The following is a 24942-nucleotide window of genomic DNA, read 5'->3' as shown; positions in this document are numbered from 1 at the left end:
CATTATAGATGAAGGGAAGGAAATAAGGGTTAACGGTTCAGGGAATTAGGACTGCCTTCATAACCTTTCGTTGAAGGACGTCGTGAAATGCCCTCTCATATTCTGTCAGGGGATAGGTGGAGACTATCCTTCCCAGTCTAAGTTCCTTGATCAGACGTATGGCCCTATCCCAGAGGTAAAAGGGACCGCATCTGCTCCCCAAGATTTGTACCTCATTGACCACAACGCTTGTGGAGTTTAGGGATGCCTCTAGCCCGTGGGTTGATTTGAGGGCTATCTTCCCCATGGGTTTCACATGTTTAATTGCCTCCTCCAGGGCCTTAGTTCCCGTGGCCTCAACTACCATATCGTATGTGGACGGATTCTGCACCGTGAGGATTCCAAGCTTCTCTGCTAAGTCAAGCCTCCCCTGATTGTGCCCCTTGAGCTCAACTTCCACGCCGTAGTGAGTAAGAATCATGGCTGAAATAATCCCTATGGGACCATCCCCTAGAACGAGTGCCCTGTCCGAGGGTGACGGATTCAGGAGCTCCACCATCCTCAGCACAGCTGCCGTGGGTTCAGCTAACGACAGTTCCTCAGGTTTCAAGCCTACACTATCCCTGTGCAGGAGATAATTGGGTAGGTCCATGTACTCTCTCATGGCTCCATCCACATCAATCCCTATGGCCTTCCTGTTCACGCAGTGAGTATACATCCCCTTTCTGCAGTATTCGCAACTCCAATCGACGAGGTTGATCTCAGATGCGTATAACTCCCCATCCCTTTCTACGGCGAACTCGTGACCCAGAATAAGGGGGTTCTTCCTGGGAGGATAGGTTCCCTTAACCATGGCCACGTCGGTGCCACATATTCCCACCGCTCTCACCTTATATCTTCCTTGAGTTGGAAGCTCCTCTAGGGATAGCATACCATCCCTTAAAATCAGGGCCCTCATCTCATTCACCATTACCAGCGTGAGATACCATAAAAGGTCATGAGAAAATAAAAGGAACCTTGGTCTATACTCTCTTCTTGTTCATAAACGCAATGGTCAGTGGGACAACTCCTCCAGCTCTATCTTTGAGGCCCTGGGACCCAATATTCCAACATCAAGCGTTACTATGACCGCCATCACGAACACTACCGCGTACATTCCCACCGCACCATACTTGGCAAGTACCAGTGGCAATACGCTCAGCCACACGTAGTTCCCAAGCCTGCTCAGGGAATACTGCACCCCGTCCGCAAACGCCCTCATCCTGGTTGGATAAAGCTCCGCCCCATACTGATGAAATGCGTTGGAAAATATGTTGGAGAGGAACCCAAATAGGAAGCCCGTTGCTATAACCTCCACCGGAGTGATGGCGAAGCCGAAAGCCAAACCTGTTATTCCCATTAACAGCATCACAATGCTAACCTGCCATTTCCTGTCAAACTTCTGGCTATCAATGATGAACACGGAGGCCAGGGAGCTCAGGAAATAGGAAGTATATATCAGCATTGAATACTCCAGTGTGTGGACCAGAGTGAATCCCTTACTTGCAAGAACTGAGGGAGCTAACGAAGCGAAACCGTAGTAGACCCCCGCCTGAAGGAATTCGAAGATCCACAGCATAACTGTCCTTCTCCTGTACTCGTTACTGAAGAGCTCAGAGATTCTAACCCTCTGTGATGTGATCACCTGAACCTGGAGCGGTTCCTCCAGTGATCCCTTCTCCCTCATTGCCACATTCTCCATGTCCCTGACAATCCTGTCGGCCTCATCTACCCTACCCTTGGACTCCAGCCATCTTGGAGATTCCGGGATAAGGAATCTGAAGGGTATAATGGTAAGTATACCCAGCCCACCTATGATGAACAGCTACTTCCAACCTGGGATCACGTAGACGTGAGGGATGAGCAGATACGCTAAAATGGCCACGACTATGGGAGCTGTCCATGAAGCCGTATAGGCTATGGCCAGTGCCCTTCCCCTTATTTTTGATGGGAAGAACTCAGTTATGAGAACGTCCAAAACTATGAGAGCCTCTGGACCAACCCCAAGTCCTGTTATGAACCTCAAAGCTCCAAGTACCTGAATGCTGGACGAGAATGGAGTCAGCAAAAGTCCGATGCCAGCTATTACCATGTTAAGGATTAGAGATGTCCTCCTTCCAAGCGCATCTCCAACATATGTGAAGATTATGGCTCCCAGGAACGCCCCCAGGAAAAATACCGCAATATTGTAGTAGATTGCCACCGCAGTGGAGACCTTGTAAAACGCTGAGATAGGTGCTACCACAAAGCCTCCCACAAAAAGGTCGTAAAGCTCGAAGAACTCTCCCAGACTTAACAGGACCAATAGCCTGGTATGGAAGGAGGTCCAGGGAAGCCTTTCAATTCTTCCTGCAATAGTCATGAGTGATTATTGTAAGTTTTAGATAATATCTTTTGCTTATACACACTTGAATTACCACATATTTAACACACTAATTAAATTTTCAGCGTAACGGGTTTTTCCCTGTTTAGGTGGAAATGAAGTTAATTATATTCAAGTAAGATTGAAAGAAAATTCTATATAGCCTGTGACGTAAGGGATAATTACCATGGAACCTGAAAGTTTCGGAATCGATTCCGCAAAGGCGATCTCATCCCAGTTTGTGGGATTCCTTCTCGACTCATATGACCTGACAATGATCCTGAGCATAGCCCCAATTCTGGCCAAGGTTCTTTTACCTCCGGAATCCTCCCTTCTGGCCACCTTCAACATAATACTGAGCTACTCTCTGACCATCATTTTCAGGCCACTGGGTTCGGCAATATTTGGTAACCTCGGTGATAAAATCGGGAGGAGGGCAGACCTCATTATAACCGTCCTGGGACTTGGCCTGGTCAGCGCTCTCACTGCTGTCCTTCCCACATACTCGGAGGTGGGAATCCTGTCCTTCGTTCTTTTTGTTCTCCTGAGGATCCTAGTTGGGATATTTGCTGGAGGTGAGTACTCTGCAGGCCATCCCTTCGCCATGGAATGGACTCCTTTCAAATGGAGAGGTCTCATCAGCGGATTGGTTCAGGGTGGATTTTCCTTCGGCGCTGCTCTGGCCGCTGTGGTAGAGGGCGCCTTCATTGGCATCTATGGGTTGAAGGGAGTTGAGAACTTCGCCTGGAGATACGTCTTCCTGACCGCCCTGGCTCCGGCAGTAATTGCCCTAGCCGTTAGGCTGTCAATGAAGGAAACTCCCGTATTCCAGGACGTGAAGAACAGGAATTTAGTGAGGAAGAGCCCTTTGACTGATCTTTTCAGAAAGCCGTACAGGAGAGACTTTTTCCAGGTAATGGTATACATGACGGGAATGTTCTTCTATGCCTACTCCCTCTTCGCCTTCGTTCCAGCAATACTGGAGCATGCTCCCTCCGTGTTTCCCCTGCAAACTGCCGAGAGCATCTACTCCTACGGGACATACGCTGCATTTGCCGGAGCTCTAACCTTTGGTGCCCTCTCACAGTACCTTGGTAGAAGGAGGTTGACCCTGATCTGGATCTTCCTCACCTTGGTCCTCTCGGTTCCCGTCTACTATCTCCTATTCACCTCAGCCAGGGCAGGTAATGTGGTTGGCGCGTCCTTGGCCTCAATAATGATAGGCATAATAACTCAGGCTCCTTGGGGAATAATACCCATCTATCTCTCCGAGAGGTTTAAGGCATCCATGAGGGCATCAGGAGTGGGTTTCGGGTACTCCTCAGGGATATTTGTGGGAGGTTGGTTCAGCATATACGTGGAGCTAATGCATCAGTATCTATTCAAGGGTATCGACACCCCGGAGAACGTTTGGTTCTCCACTGCTGTTCTTCTAATTCTGGGGGCAATACTCGTGGGAATAGGTCAGTATCTGGGTCCTGAAACCCTAGGTACAAGACTTACCGAGGAACCGCAAAAGGTATAATTTTTCTTGTGGCAAAAACCAGTTAGGATTGACTTTCCATTTCCTGCTCCGTTGGTATCCTTATGTCCCTCTTCGCTGACAGGATTCCCCAGGGGAAGAACACGGCAACTGAGATTACTGCCACCAGCGCTGAGGAAAGGTAGAAGTTTATGAGGGAAAGGGCGCCATCGCTCCCTATATAGGTCATGAGAGTTATGAAGGCAATGTATGCGATGTACCACAGGGAGTTATACACATTCTGAAAGCCCTTATACACCGCACCGAACAGGGCTACCGCCATTGCAATTATTATCACAGAGTAGGGTACGGAGGGCCATCCGCTCCAGAAGGCAATCAGGGAGGAGAAGACGAAGGCCAAAGCAGCTATTACGGGACCTCCCTTAAGCTTGTACTCAAATTTCTTCCTCAGGCTCATCATAGCCACTGGATTCACCGCGAAGCCAAGGTAACCGGCAACCACAGCGTCGCTAATAAGGCTGTAAATTGTGGGTATGGGCGAGGTGAGAAAGGTTATCACGGCACCAACGATCCCAAATACCAGGAGGGCCCAAACCGGAATCGAGTACGTGGAATGTAGCTGTTTCATTAACTTCGTGACTATCCCGCTCCTACCCATGGCGAACAGCACTCTAGTTCCCGCACCGAGATAGATGTACCCAGTGACGAAGGGCCCAATTATCGCCACAATCAGAGCCAACACCAGTAGGGCTGAACTGCTCTGAGATAGGTCCACGAACGGATTTCCCGGCAAGGCAGAGGTCACTCCGGTCCAGTTTCCGGGGGTAAGGTGTTGCGCGTTCCAGTTAATCCCTCCAACGAACGCCACTGCAAAGAGCACATAGATGAGGGTCTGTCCAATCACCGTGAGGATTATGGCAGAGGAGAGTTTCTTCCTCACCTTGGTTTCTTCGGCGTAATCTGGTATCACCCTTATCCCACCGAAGGCGAACATGGCTAGGGGAATTGCGGAGAACATACCCGCCAACCCGAAGGGGGCTATCCCGCCATAGCTGACGAAGTTCCTCGCGGAAAAGAATATCCCCATCACCCCAAGGGCGAGCGCCACGTATAACACCAGCTTAACACCACCAAATGTTGTGGTGGACCTGCCGAAGGCCCTGACGCCGAAGTAGTTGAAGGGAATGAAGAGGACCAGCAAAACAACCCCCAGAAGTCCTCCCAGCAGGGTGGGAGTTCCTGAGGGTGTGAGCAGTGATGGGTAGAAAAATGTTAATCCCTCCACCACGGCCAGAGCCTCGATAGGTGGAATGAAAAGGTACCAGACAAGGTCTGCCATCGCATTTATCAGGTTTGTTAATTTTCCGTGAGAGTATAGACTGTATCTAGAGGGTCCACCCGCCTCGGGTAAGTTCATGGAAATCTCGCTGTACGTGAGGCCAACGAAGAGGTAGAAAATACCCCCCAGTATCCACTACAGGACGGCGGAGGGGCCCGCTTCTGCGGTCATGCCGGCAGTGCTAAAAAGGGCGCCCGTTCCCACCGCCCCGGCTATTCCCAGTATCAGGAGATCCAGATAACCCAGTTCTTTTTTTAGAGGCATACATTACCCTGCTAATAAAATCACAATATAAGCTTTTTTCGTTGAATGGGAGAAAATCTAATCATAAGACCTAAATGGAAAGAGCAAAAATAAAATTAGATCAAAACAGGGCCGTCTACTTTAAACACTTAAACGGTCAAGTTCCTGCTTCTGCCTCATTAATGCTCTCCAGGCTCTTTCCTATGGTGTTGGGAAGCACCTTTATCAGTATCAGTCCCATGATAACCATAGGTACTTGAAACAGGACCCATGTGGGTAGGTTTCCCAGTACCGGTATGAAGTCAAAGATTATGGCAGTGGAAATGGCAGCGCCCAGGTGAGCGAATCCGTCAGAGAAGGCGAATGAGGTTGCCCTGGCGTAGGTCGGTACGTTCTCAGTCCCGTTCAGATAGTTAAGCTGATTGGACCAGCCCACTCCTATGAAGTTGCTCAGGAGTAAACCAAGGAAAGTTAGAGGTATGTCCCTGCCTATTGCTCCTGCCACAGCTATAAGGACTCCAAGAAGCATTCCATAGTGTCGTCATGAAGGTATAAATATTTGTATAAAGAGTATTACTTATGGCTAGGAGGGGAAGGAAACCTGTTTACAGGGACGTTCCCTGTCCCTCTTGTGGAAGTAATCACGTGGTTAAGAACGGGAAGATAAGGGGAAGGCAGTTCTACCTGTGCAGGGAGTGCGGGAGGAAGTTCGTGGAGGGAGCTAAACATCATCACGATAGGAGCGTGAGGGAGAGGGCCCTCAGGATGTACGCGAACGGGATGAGCATGAGGGCCATCTCCAGGGTACTTCAGGTCCCACTGGGCACGGTATTCACGTGGATCAAGAGGTACGGAGGGAAGAAGTACGCGAAACTCGCGGAGCTGTGGAGGAGAGCCAGGGACGAGCTGAATGAGGGCGTGAAGGTCGTGGACGAGATGTGGACCTACTTCAGGAGGAACGCGAAGGCGTTTTACTCTTGGGTCTTCACGGGATTCGTGTTCTCCAGAAAGGGGATGTACGTCGTGTTCTCCGTGGGAGACAGGAGCGAGAACACGTTTCAGGAGCTCGCACAGTGCCCGAGAAGGGGACCTGGGTTTCGGACGACTACAACGTCTATTTCCTCCTCCCCGAGCACAGGGTCGTGTCACCCGTTAACCCCAACGAGTCCTTCCACTCGTCCCTCAGGGACAGGCTCGTGAGGTTCAAGAGGGCAACCAAGGCAGTGAACAGGAGCTTTGATATGATGAGGTACTCCGTAGGTCTCGTTCTGTGGGAGAGAGGGCTGATCCCAGAATTTATACCTCAATGATGACACTATGAAGCATTCCCACAAAGTAAGAGAAGGTCACAAGCACCGCTCTCCTCACCCTCTCCACCACGAATCTCAGTCCAATTGCCCCCAAGAATGTGGCAATTCCCGCCAGCCCAAACAGGAAAGTTATCTCGTTGCCCAGGGCTCCTGAGTAGTGAAGGAAGCTAGAGGTCCACAGTGGATACTCTGTGAGATATGGGTACTCTCCAAAGTAGAAGAAGAATATGGACAGCATCACAGCTATAACCCTCACCCTGTAAATAGGGTTCTTGAACACTGCAAAGGGATCGTTTTTAGCAACCTTATAGTTGAATACCACCGGTTGAGGTAACTCCTTCATTCCCGTCTTCTGCTTGGCCTTCTCCTCCATCTCCTTTACCAGATTCTCGGCCTCATTCACCTTCCCCTTCACTGCAAGCATCCTCACTGTTTCTGAGGCGTGAGACCTGATAACCAGAACTATGAACGCCAGGGTCGCGCCCACCGCGAAGACTACTCTCCATCCAATGACTGGATTGGCAAGGACTATCTCAGAGGCCAAAAAGGGACCTAGGCCCAGTCCTGCCCATCCCGCTATATATACTAAATTAAAGTAGGAGGCTCTCTTCACTGCGGGTACCATCTCCACCAGGTAAACCGGGACAAGAATGAGGTCACCACCAATTCCCATTCCAGTGATAAACCTGAAAATGATGAAAGAGGCGAAATTGAAGGATAGCGCATTTCCTAGACTGCCCACCCCCGTCAAGAGTGCCGTGAGGATAAGTGTGGGCTTGCGCCCTATTTTGTCAGCCAGATAACCCAGCAGAATCGCACCTGGGATATATCCGAAAAGACCCATGGAAACCACAGTGGGAGCCTGAGCTGAGGTCAGTCCAGTGTAGGGTAAAGAGGTGGGGGAGAAGGCCAGACCAATATCTATCACGTCATAAAGGGCTATAAAGTAGCCGAAAGCCAAGGATAGTATCACAGACACAGGTAAAACGATGGTGGGAAGCCTGTCCACCCTAGCTGTAAGCTCGGCTATTTTCCTGTTTGCCTCTTCAGACATGGTTCATCCTGTTTGTGAAGTATAACGTCAATAAAAGTCATTTTTATGATAAGTATGATATCACTTTCAAATTACTGGTATTATTTATAAGCATCGGGATAAATGTTTTAAAATCCTTTGTAAGATTTTAATTCTCTACATCGGACATTTTAATCGCAAAAACTAACTTAATAACAACGTTAACTGACTTTGCTATATAAACTTTACTCCACTTCTCTGATCTCCCCTCAAAACTCTGTCTATGGCGAAGAGCGTGACAACCATGACCGGTAGGGCCGCCACCAGCGCGGAGGAGGCCAGAAGTCCCCAGTTCAGTGATTGATCGCCTATGGCGTCAAGAGCGTAAACCGTAATGGTGAGTGCGCCCTCTGGAGGGAATTTCATGTTATAGGGCGTGCTGGCAAATATGAGCGGGTAGAAGAGGAGGTGCCAGTTGAACACAAAGGATAGGAGAAACACGGTGAAAAGAGTTCCCCGGGAAAGGGGAAACACAATCCTGGTCAACTTCCTCTTTATCCCAAAGACCGAGGCCGCATCGTCGTATGCCTTTGGAAAGTCCAGATAAAAGTTGTAGAATATCCACGTGGCAAAGGTGGCTGTGAAAATTGGCGTGGAGAGTATCAGGGCCCACCAAGTATTGAGCAGTCTGGTCGCCGTGAACAGGAGATACAAGGGAATAATGAAGGATGCCGCTGGAAGAGAATAGAGGTAAATTGAGAGAAACAGCATCCAGCTCAGGCCTCTTCTACTGGCCTCATATGAGGCCGGAAGAGATATGAGAACGGTGAAGACCGAGGCCAGGATACCAACAACGGCGCTGGTTATGAGGTATGGAACCGCTCCCTCAAGAGAGGAAATAAAGTAAGAAGGAGTGAGCTTAACAGGTAAGAGGACAGGTGGGGCCCTGAAATCCAGGGACGCGTTCCTAAATGCCACCAGGATCATCCAGTAAACCGGAAAGTCTAGCAGGAACAGTATCACTGCACTTATCACGTAAATTACTGACCTGAACATTGAGTCCGGAATCCTTATGTTCACTGAGGGTAGAAACTTCCTTCTCTTGGACCTGAAAAGGAATATGAGTGCTATGGAGGGGAGAGTGGCCATCAAACCCAGGATGGCCGCAACCACCTCTCCTCCGGAAAAGTTTCCCGAAAGGAAAATCTCGTCAAACACCAAAAGGGGAAGGGTAGTTGAGGCGTAACCTGGCCCTCCCTGGGTGAGAACGTAGGGGAGGTCGAAGTTACCCATGGCTAGGACGAACTGAAGGAGGAAGGATATCCAGAACGCCTTTCCTATCATGGGAACAGCAACCTTGCCGTAAAACTGTGACAGGGAGAGGCCATCCATCACGGAGGCCTCCCTCACCTCCTTGGGTATGGACCTCAGTGAGGAAACAATTACCAGAAAGGATACGGGGATGGAGGACCATATGCTCACCCCAGTCACGGCCCATATTGCAGTTGAGCTCAGATAGAGGGGATCAAAGGGAACGTGAAAGATGTAGGAGAACCATCCGAATTTACCGTAAAGGCTGATGGTCCAGATGAGGGCTGAGGAAGTGAAGGGTATCGTGTAGGGTAACATGGTAAGAAGTGAAATCAGCCTGGATCCCCTGCTCGTCATGTCCACCAGGATTGCCAGTATGGTGCCAACAACTGCAGAGAGTAGAGCTGTGAAGAAGGCGAAAATCAGGGTATTCACCACGATCTGACCCAGGGGAACAAGCTCAAATATTGAGAACGCTGACTTGAAGTTCACGCCCAGAAGGGCAAACGCGCCCAAAAAAGGGACTATTCCAAAGGCAGTGATGTACACCAGATAAGGATATACGTACTTCATGACCAGGGACCCGCATATTTTTTGAACTTGAACTTTACCTCCTCCCCTATTCTTAACCTGTAGGGATAGAAGGCCCGCAACTCATCCCCATCTATGGAGATGTACACGAGATATCTGTCCCCCCAGAACTCCACGTCACTTACTTTCCCCTTCATGTCACCCTCCCCCAGCTCCACGTCTTCAGGTCTAACCCCTATCTTACCCTTCAGATCTAGAAGCTTCCCGTCAATGAGCGACATTGGGGGATTACCAAAGAACGTTGCCACAAACTCATTATCAACATGGGAGTAGATTTCCTCCGGAGTTCCCATCTGTATAACCTTTCCGTGATTCATTATTGCCACCCTATCAGCTAAGGCCATGGCCTCTACCTGATCGTGAGTAACGTAAAGCGTGGTGATCTGGTTCTCCCTTTGCACGTCCCTTATCAGCTTTCTTGCGGACACCCTCTGAATTGCATCTAGATTGGAGAGAGGTTCATCCATAAGGAAAACCTTAGGTCTCTTAACCAGGGCCCTCGCCAGGGCAACCCTCTGCTGTTGTCCCCCGGACAACTCCGAGGGGTAACGGGACATGAGATCACCTATCCCCAGCATTGACGCCATTTCCTTGGCCAGTTTTGTGGCCTCCTCTCGCCTCATTTCTCCCTCCACGGGCATCAGGAGGTTCTCAAGGACAGTCTTATGGGGATAGAGAGCATAGTTCTGAAAAACCATGGCCACTTCTCTCCTGTGGGGAGGTAACCGGGTAATATCCTTCCCGTCTAGAAGGATTGTTCCTGAGTCAACCTTCTCTAGCCCGGCAATTGCCCTGAGAAGGGTAGTCTTGCCTGAACCGGAAGGACCAAGAATAACAAAAAATTCTCCCTTGTTTATGGTTATGTTCACGTCATCTAGAGCCCTTACGTTCCTATAGATCTTGCTAACCGACTTGAGCTCTACGCTCAAGCTTGTCCACCGCTATAGTAGGACTGCACGGCCGCTGACCACTGCTGGGCTGCGGTCTGTAGGGCCTGCTCCGGGTTACTTATCTGTCCAGTCAGGTATGAAAACACCTGATTGTTGAAGTCGGTAATCAGTGAGATATAGGTTGGCGGAACATTTGGCGGATTTGCCCATGCGTTAAGGGCCGCGTGGTAAGTGGCGTTGAGCCACTCCCTCTGATAACTGGGAATGGAGTTGTTGGCTATGAGGTCCTGGAAAGCCTGCTGATTCACCGGGAACTTACCGAATTTAAGGAAGGCTATCTCCTGGACCTGAGGTGAAACCAAGAACTGAAGGAACTCCTCGGCTAGTTGAGGATGGGTGGAGTACTTACTTATCCCCAGCAGGTCCGTCCCTGTCTCAGCGTATCCTCCTGGTAGAGGGGCTAAATAGGTATCCTGGGCCACGCTTGAGTTTAGGTATGATAGCTGGCTAGTGAACAGGAAGCCTCCGGCTGCCTGCGGGAATAACTCGGGTAGGTTATCGTAGCTAACCTGGAGTTGGGATGGATTGGGGTCGTACTTAACCAGTTGTGCGTAAGTCTCCAGAGCTGAGACACCTGCACTTGAATTGAAGGAAGGAACGGGAAACTTCATTCCTGCGGGGATGTAACCCGTGAACATGATGTTGAATCCTGGAACACCTGTGGTTCCGTTTGATATCGCGGTATCCCTAATGTAATACCAACCGAAAACTGCGGGGAAGGCATCTATTATTCCATGTGATACGTGATCATCAATCAGGAATCCGTACTGGGTCAGGTTATGGGATGTCACAAACTGGTCAGCCCAAAGCACTTCCGTCCAGTTGGTCCAGTCGTTGGGGTTAAATGGTACGTGATATTCACTGGTAAACTCGTTGGCGAGGGTTTGATTATTGAATATTGATGCCCTGTACGCCATCAGGTAAACGGCTGTTTCATACGAGACTCCTATAACCTCTTTCTGACCCGTAGTAACGTTGTAAATAACTCCACCGAAGTCCTCCTGTTGGGCTATTACCTGAGAAAGGTTGAAGTTGGTCAGGTTGAGTAAGTATGGAGACACCCTCTGGGCCGACGTGGATGTAAATCCTATTATATCATATTGGGAGGAGTGTCCAGTTAACACCGTGAGTTCCTTGTCGATATAATCACTAAATGGATACGTAATCACCTGTACCTGTACATTGGGATGTTGTTGATGGAAAAGTTCCCCTGCATACTGGATAAATTGCGCCGATTCTCCTGAAAAAGTTACCACGGTCAATGTGACATTGGAGGTAGTTGTGGTTGTCGTGCTGGTTGTGGACGTATTTGTCGGAGGTGTAGTGACGTGAGTCGGACTGGGTTTAGAGGTAAGTTCTATTATGGCCACAGCTGCCACTATGACCACTACAACAATTACAGCAGCTACAATTTTACCTGAAAGACCCTTCATAAGTTCTTATAATGATCCAGGAATATAAACTTAGTATTTTACGTACTATCCTAAGGACAGTAAGTTTTAATCTCAAACGTGTATAGCGCCTAGGTTCTCTTCTAGGAACTTGATTTTCTTAGTACTTGAGCTCTCAGGCATAGTTTCCAATTAGTGTCTGGAACAGTTCATATAAAAATTTTGTAAACCGGAAAAAAAGAGTTTGATTGAAAGATTCCATCGACTTTTACTTTTTCTTTACCGTTATGTACACTAAGGTAACCACAATTACGGTCACTATGTCCAGCACAAAGGTGCCTATAACGTAACTGTTTATTGCTGGTAATGGGAAGCCAAGGACCGGAGCCGGATATATTCTAGATTCGGTAAGGAGAAGATAATTAGCCCAGTCTAGGACAAGCACTGGAAGGTAAAGCAATCTAAATCCAACGAATAGCACAACTGCACCTATTATCATTAATACTGAATCTACGATGAAGAATTCTCCCACCAACGGTAACCTTTTCAGGAGTTCCGTCGATAGGAAAAAGTGAATTATTGCCCATATTACCATAAGGGCTCCTCCCAGATACCTTAATGGACCGTTTATTGATGATATGTTGCTCATTAAACGGAGCTTGACGTAGAGTATAAATATGCTTTTTCCCAAATTCTATAAACTTAATGAGTTTTCAGTGAAACGCAGTTAACAGGATTTGGGTAAAAGTATTATAATGCCGAATAACCCTGTTAAAGTGATGAAGGCTCTAGGAGTCTCTCAAATAGCTGTGGTAGCAATAACAGTAGTAATTCTCGTAATAGGGGGCGCATTCATGGGAATGGCCCTGACCCATGCGCCTTCTCATGCCAAGACACAAACCTCCAGTACAACCATGACCTCTTCTTCAAGTGGATCATCTAGTACTTCCTCCAGCGGATCCAGTAGCTCTTCCTCCAGCGGTTCCTCAGGCAGTTCCTCAGGCTCAAGTTCCTCAGGATCCTCGGGAGGATATAGCTGGGGTTAGGGTTACTGTTAAAGTAATGGATTTTTTCCCTTTTTAACCTGAAGTTGTATTTTACTACGCGTAAAGCGAAGAATATTGGTGATCCTCACGCTAGGATCCTTCACGTCTCCATTGCGAATTGTATTCTAGTTCCTTCATTTCTCATTATTCGATGCAGGATCAATTAAGTAGACTAGCAATTCACATTAAGATAAGGAGCACTCCATTTTGTGGCTCCATTGGTCCATGAAAACTACTCTATTTGTATTACTTTTTTAGCAAACCTGAGATACTCTCTTGCCCTCTCCTCATCTACAACGTGTAACTCCACTGGTGCCCCAAAGGGTAAATTGTATTTTTCCACTGCAGTGTTAAATATCCTCTTTTTCAATTCAATTCTATCTTTGTCGGTTAATGGATAAGGGAAGATTATTAAGATGTCGATGTCACTCGACACCGTTATTCTATCTTCAGCGACGCCACCAAAAACGTAAACTTTCGCATTCTTGTTAACCTCTTTAACCGCCTCGTTAACCTTCTCGGCATATTCCCTCCATCGCCTTAAATGCTCAAACTTAAATCTAACCCAGCTTGACACGTTTACTAATCTCCTCAAGTTTATTTATGATTTTTTCGGAGACGGAAATGGAATTCTCGGCCTGAACTTTCTCATATTCTATCTCTCCATATCTACTCTCGATATAGGCGTCCTCTAGCTCCGAAAGAGTTTCTTTGTGCTCGGTGGCTAACTCCTGCACCTCATTAGCTAGATCCGTATAATTATTCTCTGTCAATAATTTCACCAAATAGGAAAGTAGAGTTCTAACTTGATGAGACCTAAACTCAGATGCAAATAGTTCAAGGAGTATGGCCTTTAGGAAAAGTTGAATTGCCTCCTCTGAATGAAACATCGCCAGATCATAAAAGCCATCGTTTAAGTCTTTTCTCGCGTCATCTAAGAACTGTAATGCTCTTCTTTTAAGTCGTTGAACCCTTAATCCACTCACACTTTATCTTTTGATAAATAATTAAAAGCTAATTCGTTTCGAAGTAGAATGTGTTACAATATTTAGAGTGTATGTCATCTGAAATTACTCTTTACAGGTTCTGTATTGAGCGATTCAGGTTTCCATTGCAAATTGTAATTAGTTAATCTATGTGAGATGATTAAAACAGATCTACCATTTCATATTGTCGTCAAACTTGCATAAATTCATGTTTAGTATTTCAGGGATTTTAACACAGTGAGATACTCTTCAAGTGTGTCGAAATGAAAATCGTTCATAGATGAAAAATTCAACGGACCTCAAAAGTGAAATATAATTGTGAGACTATTGGGACAGAACTGGAAGACTTTTAGATAAAATGAGCTTGAGGGATTTTCAGGCAAGTGCTATTTATGGCGTTGTGACTTAGCATGAATTCCTTGAAACCTAAATACGCTAACATGAAGGGAACTGTAGAGACTAATAGTTCTGATAAAGTTTTTATATAAGTACTCAAAAAAGGCATGAGATTATGAGACAAATCTTAGGATTCTCACTGCTGTTCCTACTCATGTGGTCCTTCATTGGCCTAATTGCTGGAACCTTTAACGTAGAGGCCTCTACTACCCCTACATACAACGTTACCTTTGTGGAGAGCGGGTTACCTGCTGGAACTATGTGGTCCGTCACCTTTAACGGGCAAACTAAGAATTCCACGACCAATGAGATAACATTTCAGGTTCAGGGAGAGTCTTATCCGTCCTTCTCAATCCCTGATGCGGGCAGTTACATTCCTACTCCATCCCAGGGTGATTTTCTGGTTAACTCGTCGCTCACAATAAACGTCACCTTCGCGTTACCCTTTGTTAAGCTGGTGATAACAAAACTGGAGATTCTGCAAAAGAGTACAGGGACTGCCGTGACAGAGTTACAGCCCGGAACCTCGTATGAAGTAGGAGTTGGTATACAGAACCAGGGAAACGTTAATGCCCTTGCGGAGGTAAACGAGACTATTCTACTCAATGGAAAGTTAATTACCTCTGTTATTCCCATAGCAACTATATCTCCCGGAACTACGGATACCCTATACCTTGGCTGGACCCCAAGCACGTCAGGTACCTATACATTCCTGGTGAACGTTAAGGCTAGTCCAAACATCTCGATATCAGCCTCTTACCCGCTATACGTGGGTGTATCCCCTCAAAAGACATACAATGTAAGTTTTGTTGAGACGGGTCTTGCGCAGGGCACTGAATGGTCTGTAACTCTTAACGGAACTGTTAAGTCCTCCACCTCTAACATGATCACTTTCCAGGTACCATCAGGAACTTACACCTACACAATTGGAAACGTAACCGGGTACTTGGCCAAGGCAGTCACGGGTAAGCTCACGGTGGTCAATGGCTCAGTCATGGTGCAGGTGGCATTCCTACCCCTGGTGTTCAAGCCTGTTGCAACGCTTTATATTTCGTATAACGGCCAGCAGGTCACTAAATTGATGACCAACACCACCTACGATCTGATTGTCGGAGTTGAGAACGAAGGTAACACTACGGGTCAAGGCTACGTTCTAGTTGTGGCTTCTCAGGGCTCAATAACAGTTCTAAACAAGGCCCTCAACTACACACTGAAGCCCGGTCAAGCCGAAAACTTCACTCTCCTCATTAACCTCAACTCCACAAGCCCACTTTCCGTCTCATTAACAACGTACTCCTCAACTCCCAAGGGAGAGGTTCCTGTGTATAACTCCTCCTCACAGTTCACTGTAATACAACAACCCACTACCACGAAGACAACAACCAGCACTAACACCACGACTAACACAACAACTTCCACCAAGACCAATACCACAACTCCTACCACGACTAACACCACGCCACCTCCAACACCAAAGCCCAGCTCGAGCTCGTCCAACACTACCCTTATCATTGGAATAGCTGTCATTGTTATCGTGATTATTGCGATAGCAGTGATCTTCCTAAGAAGGAAATAATTTTTATTTTCCTTTTTATCCAGCTTTTTCGCAATCAAGTTTTTAAATTATAATTTCTATTCCACGCCCCATGAAGTCCAATTTCATAGGCGCATATCTGTCGTGGGTAATGGACTCTTATGACCTTGGAGCTGTGGTAATAACGGCTACTGTTCTGGAGAAGGTGTTCTACCCTACCCTGGGTCTGCTGGGTGCGGTTTTGCCCATCATTTTCACCGTGGTCACCAGGCCTCTGGGTGGTTTCCTTTTCGGGTTTTTTGCTGACCTCCAGGGGAGGAAGAAGGCGCTCATCATCACAGTCCTGGGTTACTCCCTGTCCATTGGCCTCACAGGACTGATTCCGCCTTATGCCCAGATAGGCATACTGGCACCTGTTACGGTGTCACTGCTGAGGATAGTTCAGGGTATCTTCATAGGTGGAGATGTGTCCAGCTCGTTCACGCTTGCCATGGAAAGCGTCTCTAGATGGAGAGGTCTACTCTCAGGGGTCATGCAGTCGGGCACTCTGCTGGGGTTCGTGATTGTGGATCTCCTATTCACCACACTGGCCAGAACCCCGGGCTTCTTCGTCACTGGTTGGAGGTACATATTCTTCATAGGAGTGATCCCGGCCGCACTGGCCCTTTTGATCCGGGTAAAGGTGAGCGAACCCAGGATATACGTCGAGGCTCAGAAGGACTATCCCATCAAGGGTTTATCCCCGCTATGGCAAACCATCTTGGTCATGATAGGTTTCTGGGTAATGATATATGCCGGTCCACAGTTTATACCGGTTTACCTTGGTCAGGTCCTTCATCTACCTCCCCAGGAATACGGGTTTCTGGCACTGATCATGAATGTGGTCGGCATACCCGCAATGGTTCTGTCGGGACTGCTTTCAGACTTCCTGGGAAGAAAGGTCATGGGCATTGCGGGAGTGGTGATTGGATTGATCACTGCCTCCTGGTTCTATCTAGCTGGCTCCCCAACACTTTCATCCATGATGCTGTTCGGATTTGGAATGAACTTGGCCTCAGCAATCTCACCCAGCTACCTGGCTGAAAGATTCAAGACCTTCAGCAGGGCAACGGGTGTGGGTTTCTCGTATAATGGCGCTTTCATAATTGCAGGTTTCACTCAGCTGTTCATTTCTCAACTTTCCACGGTAACTTCAGTATCACATTCGGCAGTCATTATTCTGGGGCTGGGAGCGCTGATCGCAGGGATAGGTTTGGGAGTTGGACCAGAAACCCTAAAGGTCTCAACTTTAAACTAAGAAAATAAAAACAAAAAAGGGAATTCTTTTAATACCTTCCATACCTTCTCCTAGGTTCGTCCTCAATAACCTTGTTAGACACGTTGTTTTGAGTGTTTACCTCAAAGGTTCCCTGAGTCTCCACCATCTTCCCGGTTCTCCCAAGGGATAACCTCATGGATCCCCTGTGCACTGAAACGAAGCCGTCCTCTATGGCGAACACCTTTCCCTGGGAAACCTTTTGAATGTTGGAATCCCACACACTCATGAGGATGGAACCTGTCTCATCCCCAACTAGGACGTCCATCACCTGATGGGAAGAACCGTCCTTTCCTATTACGTTCCTCTTCTCTCCGAGGCTAACTACCTTTACAGTCACGTCTGCCCTTCTTCTGGGCTCTAGGTCTTTTACTTTCAATTTTTTGTACCTAATCTTTATTGGACGTCGTGGATATTAAAGTAGTGTAAAAGTTCCTTCTAGATCACCTGGACAGATCCACTAAAAGGGCGTGGACCAGCAGAAAAACTGACTAGGCTTTTGTGGCCTGCTCAAGTTGCTTAAGATTTTCCTTATACACCTCATAGAAGTCCTTCATAGCGGAGTTTAGATGCCACCTATCCTTCTCGTCAAGGAGTGGCTCCAGTGAAGGTCCTATGCTGGATCCCACCACTGTAGGTGCACTAACGTGTATTATTTCCTTCTCATACTCCTTGGGAGTCGCGATGCTCATTACTCTGTTTTCGCTGAACGCTATGGACTTTATGATGTCAGCTATGATGGTACCCGGACCCCAGGTGGTCCCACCTATTACCCTGATGATTTCTCCCGGTATCTTCTTAACGTAGTCACTCACCTCATCCTTATTGATACTGAACTCGTCCGCAGGCTTTCCCTTGATCTTCACGGTACTCCAGAGAACTACGGCGTCTTCACCGTGCTCGCCTCCCACAAACCCATCCACGGCGGTCACTGGTATCTTGAGCTTCTTCGCTATAAACGACCTCATTCTCATGGTTTCCACCTGGTCTCCTGCGCTAATGGTGAACTGCTTGGAGTACTTCATGAACACCGAAGCCATCATATCCACAGGGTTCGCCACCATCAAGTAGATGGCTCCCGGATTCTTAGGAGGAAGTTTCTGAGCCAAGTCTATCATGATCTTGGCATTGTCCACGAATAGATCCCTTCTGCTCATTCCAGGCTTCCTGGGTTTGCCCGCAGATATGACAACGATATCCATTCCTGACACATCGTCAAGGGAGTTGGTTCCCAGAACTTCGGCCTTTATTCCCTTGGTCGCAAAGGCGTGTCTGAGTTCATGTTCAAACTTGTCGGGAAGTTCAGGTATTATATCATAAATGATGGCCTCATCCACAGCTCCGCTCACTAAGGCCGAGTAAACTATGGTTTGCCCAATTTTTCCCGCTCCTATGAAACCTACCTTGGCCATTTTTACTCATTATAGATTTGAAACGGTTTTATTAAAGCTTAGGAGAGTCCTCTACGTTGAAATTGTGCATTTCGTAATGAAGAGAAAACTAAGCATGTTAACCTGCCAGATAACGTTCACAAGACGATATCCCAATTACATTGTGTTAAGTCTGGATGCTAAATGAAGTGAACTACCCCACCCTCACGGATAGGGCTTCTTGGCTCATTGACCATGATATATCCCCTCCACCCATAGTGTCGAATGTAACCCATCCCTGATGTCCTGTGTGGGAGGGTCAAGATGGCATAGATCTCTGCAAGCTTGACTTCGGTTCCATCCCCAGGTGGCCATCCTACGGCCATCACCGCACAATGGAGTTTGGCAGGCCACAATCGATTTACGCATTATCATTTAAAACCTCTCTTTAGGCTATTTACGGAGCCACCTCATATTGTTGCGTGTTTAAGAAGCCTTTAACGTGAAATACACAACAAACCAGACCAGGGCCCATTCATCCCTCAAGACTGGGGTCTCCCACCCTCTTAACCCTCAAAGAGATAAACGAGGCTATCTTTAACCCTCACAGAACCGCTGGAGAAATTAGTTTATTGTCTCCGCCGTAATAGACGGTGAGATAATTAATGATCCGCTGGATATGGAAGCATGGGGGAAACTAATTATGACCTCAGCGCTCAGGGTAGGAGATACTATCAAGTCCTTGCCGGCAATGAAGTGAATCTTCAGAACGTTACTGGGTATGGTAACACTAACTCCTCGGACGGTTGTGGATGCATTCTTGATGTAGAGAAATATCTCATTGTATTTCCCTGCCGGTATTCTTCCCGATACAAGTTGTGTTAGGTTGGATCCTAAGCTGTAAACAATGGTTTTGTTGGATACCGTAATCCACGATCCATTCACCGCATGTAGCATTATGGAGGTAATTGTTAAGGTGACGGACACGCCTGGAGCGTCCTCTGCATATATGGTTACGGGACCTGTGGTCAAAAATTGATATCCAAAATAGCCCACCACTATGAGTATCACTACCGCAACTCCTACTAACCACGCCTTCATAGAAAATGTTTGAAACCCATGATTAAAAAAGTTTGTCAGTACATGGGGTAAATTGGGGCTTTTACACACTTCTGACTCATCGTGATACGCTATGTCATGTGAAACTTGCTCCAAGACTGATGATTCTCGATCTATGATCTGATAACCTTGATAAGCCACTAGACTTGTAAATTACATTAGATCAACAGTGCACTAAACTCTAGGAAAGTTATAACTTAACTTTGTCCTTACAGTTAGTTTTGTATCTAATCTATCATAATCCTCATAGAAGATCCATGTGAAATTTTCTTACAAACATTTAAATTAGGTTCCTCCCAAGAGAGAATAATGCTGATCATCGAAGCCACGGGTGTGAAGGGAGGCGCTGGCAGGTCCACTATTTCTGCGCTTCTAGCCTTATCACTGGCAAAGAGGGGAGAGAACGTTGTCCTTCTCGACTTGGATCCTCTAGGATGGAGCTCCTACCTTATGGAGGCAAGAGGTGAGGGATTGATTCCATCGATTCAATCGGGCCACGAGGGAGATCTTTGGACTGACATAAAGGTGGAGAACCAGACAATTAGGGTAATTAAAATGTTGGGAAATGGTAGTAAGCTAGATGATGCCCTGTCCATGATTCTTAGCGATGCTAGGTTAAGAGGGGAATTCGAAGGAATAATGTCCTCCGCAATACAGGAGAGATTTGGGGTTATAGTTATTGATTCATCAATTCATATCAGAGAGGGAAGTAAAATTCTCCAAAACACCATAGCGGAGAGCATCAAGGTACCTACTCACATTAGAAAGATCTACGTAACTGACATGAACAGGCTTGATGTTGATAGTACCCTAAACGCCATAAAGGATGATAAGGATGAGATTCTAGGAACAGTTATTAATATGGTCCTGCCCATTCCCTCTTTCTTTGAAGTAGCGGAGACCTATGCTTACCTCTTTAAGGGAATAGTTGCTGTAGTGCCATTTATTGAGGCCCTTTTTAACGCCTCAAGTATTACGGTCTCTCTCATCCCTCCCCAAATTCAGGAGCTGGCAAGTAATGTGTTTAAACCAGTTCCAGATTTCATGTTAATAATGTGATGAGTAACCTCATGCTTATTTACTTGCACTGGCAGAGTCGGGTTATGAACCTCTGTGATAAGAAGGTATCCAAGATAGGATTTGGAACATGGAAGATCGGAGGGGGTTACTGGTCAGCTGACAGAACGAGGGACCCTCAGTGGATAGAGTTGCTTCGTTACGTCTACGATAGAGGAATCAATCTGTTTGATACCGCAGAAATGTATGGGGGAGGACACACTGAGGAACTGGTGGGGCAGGCACTGAAGGATTACGATGAGGAGGAGTTCACCATCATCACAAAGGTATGGAACAATCACCTATCCTACGATGACGTGATTAAGTCCGCCAAGGCTAGTTTAAGGAGGCTTAACGTTAAGTTAATTGACCTCTACCTGATTCACTGGCCTTCTCCCAGCGTACCCCTTAGGGAAACCATAAGGGCCATGGAAAAGCTGGTGGATGATGGGGTGGTGAGGTGTATTGGAGTGAGCAACTTTGACGTTACCCTAGTGCAAGAGGCAATGGAGGTTTCCTCCAGATACCAGATTGAGGCCAACGAAATAGAGTACAGCTACGTTCACAGGGAACCAGAGGCTCAGCTCATTCCCTTCCTTGAGAGGAATAACATCAAGGTCATAGCCTACTCCCCTCTGGGTAGGGGTGAAATTTCAAGGGATGCCAGGCTGGCAGAGGTGGCAAAAAGGTATGGGGTAACCCCAATTCAGGTGGGTTTGAACTACGTTGCCAGAAGGGCCATACCCATCCCCAAGGCTTCCACAAAGGCACATGTGGATGAGCTAGCCAAGGTCTTGGAATGGGACCTGAAAGAGGAGGACTATCTCCATCTCTCAAGTAGCTCATGAGCACCTAAATCCTCAGGGCGAAAGTTTTTATCTAACAAGTAACTATTCCTTACGATGAATCGTAAATGGAATACGATGAATCGTAAATGGACAAATCTGCTGGTGCTGTTCGGACCCGCATGGCTGGTCATGATGGCAGATATGGACGCCTCCAGTACCATAGGGGCGGCTGAAACGGGGGCCGTGCTCAAGTATTCGCTGGTATGGTTCCTGTTACTGCTGACCATCCCGCTCTATTTCATCCAGGAGGTGTCAGGAAGGATTGGGATAGCCACGGAGAAGGGATTGGGAGAGATAATCAGGGAGAGATACTCAAGGAGGGTGTCCCTTCTGATGGCTTTACCCATGGCGTTAACCGACGTTCTCACGTACGCCGTGGAGTACGCTGGGGCTGCAGTTGGGCTAGCTGTGTTCGGGATGCCCGTGATCGTGTCGGTTCCCCTGATCTTCACTGCACACCTGCTCCTGGTTCTGGGAAGGAAATATGAGCAGGCTGAGAGGGTTCTCCTGTTCATTTCCCCTCTTCTTTTCGTGGGATTTGCCCTGGTCCTCGTGGAGAGCGGAATAAAGCCATATCCCCTGTTTCAGTTTTCCCTTTCACCCGGCTTCATTTTTCTTCTAGCAGCTAATGTGGGGGCAGTAGTGATGCCTTTCATGCTTTTCTTTCAGGCATCGGCCACGGCAATAAAGTATTCAGCAAGGAAGTTTGTGCCCAAAAACGTTGCAGTTAACAGGATAAGAATTGAAACTGCTGTGGGTGCGATCGCAACTGAACTTCTCATGGTTCTAGTGGAAATGAGTATGGCTGGGGCAGATCCAAGCACTAACTTTCTCTCCCCTCAGTCCATTTCTAGAACGCTAGATTCCTTTGCGGGTCCTCTATCTCCCATCTTTTTCGGGGTTGGACTGGTGGCTGCAGCATTCCTAGCCCTGGTAGTGATCTCTCTTGGTAGTGCGTGGGGAGTTGTGGAGGCGCTGGGGGTTAGAAGGGAGAAGACGTTTATTGTTTACCTCCTAGAGAGTGTTCCAGCGGCGTTGGCCATATCCCTTGTGCCCACACAGGAACTGGCCAGCACGGTGCTAAATCTCCTCGTTTTTCTTGTACTGGCCCTGGTTGGTCCCGGGATTATTCAAGGTATAATTTCATCAGACGAGAAAGTAATGGGAAATCTAAAAAACACAAGGATGCAATCCCTTCTTTACTGGGCTAGCCTCACCTTCGTTCTTGTGTTCGGGTTCCTCGCAATACTTTAGAACGTGATTACTTCATAGCCCTGGTTCACGTACTTGGATAGGGTTTCACCCATGGGGGTTAGTCTTAGCCCCATCTGCAGTAACGTATCCTTTATTCCCATGTTCTCCGCAACGCCCACACACGCTGAGTCAACACTTCCGTTCTTTAGCATTTCCTCAAACATGTTCTTAAGGTCACCCTGCAGGGTGGTTAATGCCTTCTGGCTTGGTCCGAAGAAAAGCAACTTCAGATCATCATATCTCTTGTTCTTGATGGAGTTATATGCCATTCTCAGAGCTAATCCCAGTTTCTCATCTCCTGACATTACAAGGAAAACTACTTTCATGGCAAAATTAACTGGTTTTAACACTATTTAACATCTTCCCAGGAAAGGAAAGGAGAAAGAATTATTAGGTTGTAAAGTTAGTTTATCTAATAAAGTGTTTTCCATGATAGGCCTTTTCGTATCACATGGATCTCCAACAATCCTAGTTGAGGATATACCCTGGAAGAAATTGATGAAGGAGATAGGGGAAAGGGTCAGAAGGGAAGTTAACCCTGAAACCGTGGTGGTGCTCAGCCCACACTTCATATCCTGGAACGGGAAACATCTCGTGGAGGTTCAGGAGAGGCTGGAATGCATACAGGACTACTATGGATTCCCGGACGAGCTCTACAAGTTCTGCTACTCTGCTGAGAACGATGTGGAATTGGCCAAGCGTATAGCCAGCGTGGGAAGGGAGGAGGGGATGGAACTGGAGGAGGACCAGTCCTGGGGACTGGATCACGGAGTTTGGATACCCCTGAGTTACATGTTCCCTGGGCTTAGAGTTGTGACCATCTCCATCACTGATGGAATGCCCGAGGAGCACTACAAGCTGGGGGAAGTTATAGCCAAAGCGTCCGCTGGGAAGAGAGTCCTGATCCTGGGGACTGGATCACCTACCCACAGACTGGACGGGTTATATCTTGGGGTTAAACCAAGACCATCCAAGTTTGATCAAGTCTTGATGGAACTGTTGAAGCAGGGGAAGTTTGACGAGATCATGGAATTGCCCAAGTCCAGGATATGGGCGGAGGCACAACCTGAGGGATTGCTTAACCCCCTGTATACCGTGCTTGGTTTCGTAAAGCCCAGGAGGGCAGAAATTCTGGGATATGACGTGCCCTGGGGAGGAGTAAGCATGCTCGCGACGAGGTTTGAGTGAGTTAGTGAGCGTTCTCCTTTTCCTTTTGAAATAATGTTCTGGACTCCAGATAGATCAGGAACTGGCCTCCCATGAGGAGAAATCCCAGCTCAGGTAGGAGAAGGAAAGAGATCAGTCCCACCATGGTTAGTATGGCTCCTACCTTGAGCGCTGGACGAGTTAAGGCGTTAGCTATCCTGTAAACCCCCACTGTTATTCCCAGTCCTCCCACTAGGAAAAGGACAAATCCTAGGTCAATTAGAACCACCGCAAGGGGGTTTTTTCCCAAAGCTGTAAGATTAAGTTTTGTCACGTTTAGCTCTACAATACCTATTCCTGACACAAGGAGAAGGAAACCAGGAAGGAGAAGGAAGGAGAGTAGCGATGAGCTCCTTAGCCTCTCGTCGAAGAGCCTTAATGCCACAGAATAGCTACCCGTCCCCATACCAAGGAAGACCACAGAGATTAACCCGAAAATGCCCTGGATTAAGGGGTTGATGGATGGCAGGGTAAGCAGTAGGAATAACACTCCGATCATGAGGTAGAGGGCACCATCCCTAAGCCTAGATATGGATTCCTCCCTGGATCTGTCCCTTCCGGTTTCCTCGACCTGAACTTGAGTAGGTATTCTTAGAGGATATCTGCATCTCTGACATATGGCAGTCCCTGGAGGATTCTCATAACCGCATCTGGGACACCTGGTGGGAAAAACTGGCTCAGTGGAGAGGGTCAGCGGATATCTGCATTTTTCACAAATGCTGGCCGAGTCGTCGTTCTCATAACCGCATCTGGGACACTTTTTCATAGATCAATCTACTCGGCATTTATTTTAAACACTCAC

25 protein-coding genes and 2 pseudogenes are annotated in these 24942 nt (G+C 47.5%); 9 read left to right on the top strand and 18 right to left on the bottom strand.

All coding sequences use genetic code 11. From position 1 onward, the window contains the following. Nucleotides 1-37: 37 nt before the first annotated feature. Both QVC96_RS05685 and QVC96_RS05680 read right to left on the bottom strand, forming a co-directional pair. Nucleotides 38-937, bottom strand: a complete 900-nt coding sequence (locus QVC96_RS05685; RefSeq protein WP_287690186.1) for an alcohol dehydrogenase catalytic domain-containing protein — start codon at nucleotides 935-937, stop codon at nucleotides 38-40. 96 nt (nucleotides 938-1033) lie between these two features. Then, nucleotides 1034-2380: pseudogene (locus tag QVC96_RS05680) on the bottom strand (MFS transporter). 187 nt (nucleotides 2381-2567) lie between these two features. Here QVC96_RS05680 and QVC96_RS05675 point away from each other — a divergent pair. After that, nucleotides 2568-3905: an MFS transporter gene (locus QVC96_RS05675; protein ID WP_287690185.1), complete on the top strand. Its 1338-nt coding sequence runs from the start codon at nucleotides 2568-2570 to the stop codon at nucleotides 3903-3905. A 22-nt stretch (nucleotides 3906-3927) separates the two neighbouring features. On the opposite strand, the gene QVC96_RS05670 is transcribed toward QVC96_RS05675, so the two are convergent. The 3 genes from QVC96_RS05670 to QVC96_RS05660 form a co-directional block, all read right to left on the bottom strand. Further along, on the bottom strand, nucleotides 3928-5331 hold the full coding sequence (locus tag QVC96_RS05670; protein ID WP_287690428.1) for an APC family permease: 1404 nt from the start codon (nucleotides 5329-5331) through the stop codon (nucleotides 3928-3930). A gap of 6 nt (nucleotides 5332-5337) precedes the next feature. Further along, the gene (locus tag QVC96_RS05665) at nucleotides 5338-5466 is read right to left on the bottom strand and encodes a hypothetical protein (protein ID WP_287690184.1); all 129 of its coding nucleotides are present in this window, start codon (nucleotides 5464-5466) and stop codon (nucleotides 5338-5340) included. A 136-nt stretch (nucleotides 5467-5602) separates the two neighbouring features. Continuing rightward, complete coding sequence (locus QVC96_RS05660; protein ID WP_287690183.1) at nucleotides 5603-5974, bottom strand: hypothetical protein; 372 nt, start codon at nucleotides 5972-5974, stop codon at nucleotides 5603-5605. 50 nt (nucleotides 5975-6024) lie between these two features. Between QVC96_RS05660 and QVC96_RS05655 the strand changes: the two are divergent. Continuing rightward, nucleotides 6025-6755 (top strand): annotated as a pseudogene (locus tag QVC96_RS05655) (IS1 family transposase). Here QVC96_RS05655 and QVC96_RS05650 read toward each other — a convergent pair. The 5 genes from QVC96_RS05650 to QVC96_RS05630 all read right to left on the bottom strand — a co-directional run bounded on the left by QVC96_RS05650 (nucleotide 6742) and on the right by QVC96_RS05630 (nucleotide 12659). Next, nucleotides 6742-7809, bottom strand: coding sequence for an MFS transporter (locus tag QVC96_RS05650; protein ID WP_287690182.1), 1068 nt, complete (start codon nucleotides 7807-7809; stop codon nucleotides 6742-6744). The pseudogene QVC96_RS05655 and the gene QVC96_RS05650 overlap by 14 nt on opposite strands. Before the next feature lie 192 nt (nucleotides 7810-8001). Beyond that, nucleotides 8002-9651: an ABC transporter permease subunit gene (locus QVC96_RS05645; RefSeq protein WP_287690181.1), complete on the bottom strand. Its 1650-nt coding sequence runs from the start codon at nucleotides 9649-9651 to the stop codon at nucleotides 8002-8004. Then, nucleotides 9648-10598: an ABC transporter ATP-binding protein gene (locus QVC96_RS05640; protein ID WP_238026252.1), complete on the bottom strand. Its 951-nt coding sequence runs from the start codon at nucleotides 10596-10598 to the stop codon at nucleotides 9648-9650. Before QVC96_RS05640 ends, QVC96_RS05645 begins: the two co-directional genes overlap by 4 nt. Then, nucleotides 10595-12052: an extracellular solute-binding protein gene (locus QVC96_RS05635; protein ID WP_287690180.1), complete on the bottom strand. Its 1458-nt coding sequence runs from the start codon at nucleotides 12050-12052 to the stop codon at nucleotides 10595-10597. The genes QVC96_RS05640 and QVC96_RS05635 overlap by 4 nt, the downstream gene beginning before the upstream one ends. A 226-nt stretch (nucleotides 12053-12278) precedes the next feature. After that, the gene (locus QVC96_RS05630; protein ID WP_238026250.1) at nucleotides 12279-12659 is read right to left on the bottom strand and encodes a hypothetical protein; all 381 of its coding nucleotides are present in this window, start codon (nucleotides 12657-12659) and stop codon (nucleotides 12279-12281) included. Nucleotides 12660-12789: 130 nt separating this feature from the next. On the opposite strand from QVC96_RS05630, the gene QVC96_RS05625 reads away from it, so the two are divergent. Further along, on the top strand, nucleotides 12790-13056 hold the full coding sequence (locus QVC96_RS05625) for a sulfocyanin (protein WP_238026249.1): 267 nt from the start codon (nucleotides 12790-12792) through the stop codon (nucleotides 13054-13056). A gap of 232 nt (nucleotides 13057-13288) precedes the next feature. Here the strand turns inward: QVC96_RS05625 and QVC96_RS05620 are convergent, their stop codons facing one another. Together QVC96_RS05620 and QVC96_RS05615 are read right to left on the bottom strand one after the other, a co-directional pair. Continuing rightward, a complete protein-coding gene (locus QVC96_RS05620; protein WP_287690179.1) occupies nucleotides 13289-13633 on the bottom strand; it encodes a nucleotidyltransferase domain-containing protein in 345 nt (114 codons plus the stop codon). Then, nucleotides 13617-14042, bottom strand: coding sequence for a HEPN domain-containing protein (locus QVC96_RS05615; protein WP_287690178.1), 426 nt, complete (start codon nucleotides 14040-14042; stop codon nucleotides 13617-13619). The genes QVC96_RS05620 and QVC96_RS05615 overlap by 17 nt, the downstream gene beginning before the upstream one ends. A gap of 511 nt (nucleotides 14043-14553) precedes the next feature. Between QVC96_RS05615 and QVC96_RS05610 the strand changes: the two genes are divergently transcribed. Then, entirely contained in the window at nucleotides 14554-16014 is a 1461-nt protein-coding gene (locus tag QVC96_RS05610; protein WP_287690177.1) for a CARDB domain-containing protein, read from the top strand. A gap of 70 nt (nucleotides 16015-16084) precedes the next feature. Beyond that, complete coding sequence (locus QVC96_RS05605) at nucleotides 16085-17269, top strand: MFS transporter (RefSeq protein WP_287690176.1); 1185 nt, start codon at nucleotides 16085-16087, stop codon at nucleotides 17267-17269. A 28-nt stretch (nucleotides 17270-17297) separates the two neighbouring features. Here QVC96_RS05605 and QVC96_RS05600 read toward each other — a convergent pair whose 3' ends face one another. The 4 genes from QVC96_RS05600 to QVC96_RS05585 all read right to left on the bottom strand — a co-directional run bounded on the left by QVC96_RS05600 (nucleotide 17298) and on the right by QVC96_RS05585 (nucleotide 19758). Continuing rightward, complete coding sequence (locus QVC96_RS05600; RefSeq protein ID WP_238026243.1) at nucleotides 17298-17666, bottom strand: single-stranded DNA-binding protein; 369 nt, start codon at nucleotides 17664-17666, stop codon at nucleotides 17298-17300. A 112-nt stretch (nucleotides 17667-17778) separates the two neighbouring features. Continuing rightward, nucleotides 17779-18699, bottom strand: a complete 921-nt coding sequence (locus tag QVC96_RS05595) for a lactate/malate dehydrogenase family protein (protein ID WP_287690175.1) — start codon at nucleotides 18697-18699, stop codon at nucleotides 17779-17781. A 158-nt stretch (nucleotides 18700-18857) separates the two neighbouring features. Beyond that, nucleotides 18858-19073 (bottom strand): hypothetical protein, encoded by a 216-nt coding sequence (locus tag QVC96_RS05590; protein WP_287690174.1) that lies wholly within the window; start codon nucleotides 19071-19073, stop codon nucleotides 18858-18860. A gap of 208 nt (nucleotides 19074-19281) precedes the next feature. Continuing rightward, nucleotides 19282-19758 carry a DUF4382 domain-containing protein gene (locus QVC96_RS05585; RefSeq protein WP_287690173.1) on the bottom strand — a complete coding sequence of 159 codons (477 nt, stop codon included), beginning with the start codon at nucleotides 19756-19758 and terminating at the stop codon, nucleotides 19282-19284. A gap of 327 nt (nucleotides 19759-20085) precedes the next feature. Between QVC96_RS05585 and QVC96_RS05580 the strand changes: the two genes are divergently transcribed. Genes QVC96_RS05580 through QVC96_RS05570 form a run of 3 tightly spaced genes read left to right on the top strand, consistent with a single transcriptional unit; the run spans nucleotide 20086 to nucleotide 22934 of the window. Next, nucleotides 20086-20835: a ParA family protein gene (locus tag QVC96_RS05580; RefSeq protein WP_287690172.1), complete on the top strand. Its 750-nt coding sequence runs from the start codon at nucleotides 20086-20088 to the stop codon at nucleotides 20833-20835. Nucleotides 20836-20879: 44 nt separating this feature from the next. Next, entirely contained in the window at nucleotides 20880-21680 is an 801-nt protein-coding gene (locus tag QVC96_RS05575; RefSeq protein WP_287690171.1) for an aldo/keto reductase, read from the top strand. Between the two features lie 54 nt (nucleotides 21681-21734). Beyond that, the gene (locus QVC96_RS05570; protein ID WP_287690170.1) at nucleotides 21735-22934 is read left to right on the top strand and encodes an NRAMP family divalent metal transporter; all 1200 of its coding nucleotides are present in this window, start codon (nucleotides 21735-21737) and stop codon (nucleotides 22932-22934) included. On the opposite strand, the gene QVC96_RS05565 is transcribed toward QVC96_RS05570, so the two are convergent. Further along, entirely contained in the window at nucleotides 22931-23260 is a 330-nt protein-coding gene (locus QVC96_RS05565) for a DsrE family protein (protein ID WP_238026235.1), read from the bottom strand. The genes QVC96_RS05570 and QVC96_RS05565 overlap by 4 nt on opposite strands. 103 nt (nucleotides 23261-23363) lie before the next feature. Here QVC96_RS05565 and QVC96_RS05560 point away from each other — a divergent pair, with 103 nt between their 5' ends. Beyond that, nucleotides 23364-24122, top strand: a complete 759-nt coding sequence (locus tag QVC96_RS05560) for a dioxygenase family protein (protein WP_287690169.1) — start codon at nucleotides 23364-23366, stop codon at nucleotides 24120-24122. Nucleotide 24123: 1 nt separating this feature from the next. Here QVC96_RS05560 and QVC96_RS05555 read toward each other — a convergent pair whose 3' ends face one another. Continuing rightward, nucleotides 24124-24906: a zinc ribbon domain-containing protein gene (locus tag QVC96_RS05555; protein ID WP_287690168.1), complete on the bottom strand. Its 783-nt coding sequence runs from the start codon at nucleotides 24904-24906 to the stop codon at nucleotides 24124-24126. Between the last annotated feature and the right edge of the window lie 36 nt (nucleotides 24907-24942).

It is taken from the genome of Metallosphaera javensis (ex Sakai et al. 2022), assembly GCA_021654415.1.
GTDB lineage: Archaea > Thermoproteota > Thermoprotei_A > Sulfolobales > Sulfolobaceae > Metallosphaera > Metallosphaera javensis.
Note: the sequence above shows the minus strand (reverse complement) of the source record. Positions and strands in the feature narration are given on the sequence as shown.

Excerpts from the sequence above, each read along its gene's own strand:
- QVC96_RS05555 (WP_287690168.1), bottom strand. The coding sequence starts at position 24,906 with ATGAAAAAGTGTCCCAGATGCGGTTATGAGAACGACGACTCGGCCAGC.
- QVC96_RS05595 (WP_287690175.1), bottom strand. The coding sequence starts at position 18,699 with ATGGCCAAGGTAGGTTTCATAGGAGCGGGAAAAATTGGGCAAACCATA.
- QVC96_RS05570 (WP_287690170.1), top strand. The coding sequence starts at position 21,735 with ATGAATCGTAAATGGAATACGATGAATCGTAAATGGACAAATCTGCTG.
- QVC96_RS05565 (WP_238026235.1), bottom strand. The coding sequence starts at position 23,260 with ATGAAAGTAGTTTTCCTTGTAATGTCAGGAGATGAGAAACTGGGATTA.
- QVC96_RS05635 (WP_287690180.1), bottom strand. The coding sequence starts at position 12,052 with ATGAAGGGTCTTTCAGGTAAAATTGTAGCTGCTGTAATTGTTGTAGTG.
- QVC96_RS05610 (WP_287690177.1), top strand. The coding sequence starts at position 14,554 with ATGAGACAAATCTTAGGATTCTCACTGCTGTTCCTACTCATGTGGTCC.
- QVC96_RS05675 (WP_287690185.1), top strand. The coding sequence starts at position 2,568 with ATGGAACCTGAAAGTTTCGGAATCGATTCCGCAAAGGCGATCTCATCC.
- QVC96_RS05685 (WP_287690186.1), bottom strand. The coding sequence starts at position 937 with ATGAGGGCCCTGATTTTAAGGGATGGTATGCTATCCCTAGAGGAGCTT.
- QVC96_RS05650 (WP_287690182.1), bottom strand. The coding sequence starts at position 7,809 with ATGTCTGAAGAGGCAAACAGGAAAATAGCCGAGCTTACAGCTAGGGTG.
- QVC96_RS05625 (WP_238026249.1), top strand. The coding sequence starts at position 12,790 with ATGAAGGCTCTAGGAGTCTCTCAAATAGCTGTGGTAGCAATAACAGTA.
- QVC96_RS05605 (WP_287690176.1), top strand. The coding sequence starts at position 16,085 with ATGAAGTCCAATTTCATAGGCGCATATCTGTCGTGGGTAATGGACTCT.
- QVC96_RS05630 (WP_238026250.1), bottom strand. The coding sequence starts at position 12,659 with ATGAGCAACATATCATCAATAAACGGTCCATTAAGGTATCTGGGAGGA.
- QVC96_RS05645 (WP_287690181.1), bottom strand. The coding sequence starts at position 9,651 with ATGAAGTACGTATATCCTTATCTGGTGTACATCACTGCCTTTGGAATA.
- QVC96_RS05660 (WP_287690183.1), bottom strand. The coding sequence starts at position 5,974 with ATGCTTCTTGGAGTCCTTATAGCTGTGGCAGGAGCAATAGGCAGGGAC.
- QVC96_RS05585 (WP_287690173.1), bottom strand. The coding sequence starts at position 19,758 with ATGAAGGCGTGGTTAGTAGGAGTTGCGGTAGTGATACTCATAGTGGTG.
- QVC96_RS05665 (WP_287690184.1), bottom strand. The coding sequence starts at position 5,466 with ATGCCTCTAAAAAAAGAACTGGGTTATCTGGATCTCCTGATACTGGGA.
- QVC96_RS05575 (WP_287690171.1), top strand. The coding sequence starts at position 20,880 with ATGAACCTCTGTGATAAGAAGGTATCCAAGATAGGATTTGGAACATGG.
- QVC96_RS05580 (WP_287690172.1), top strand. The coding sequence starts at position 20,086 with ATGCTGATCATCGAAGCCACGGGTGTGAAGGGAGGCGCTGGCAGGTCC.
- QVC96_RS05560 (WP_287690169.1), top strand. The coding sequence starts at position 23,364 with ATGATAGGCCTTTTCGTATCACATGGATCTCCAACAATCCTAGTTGAG.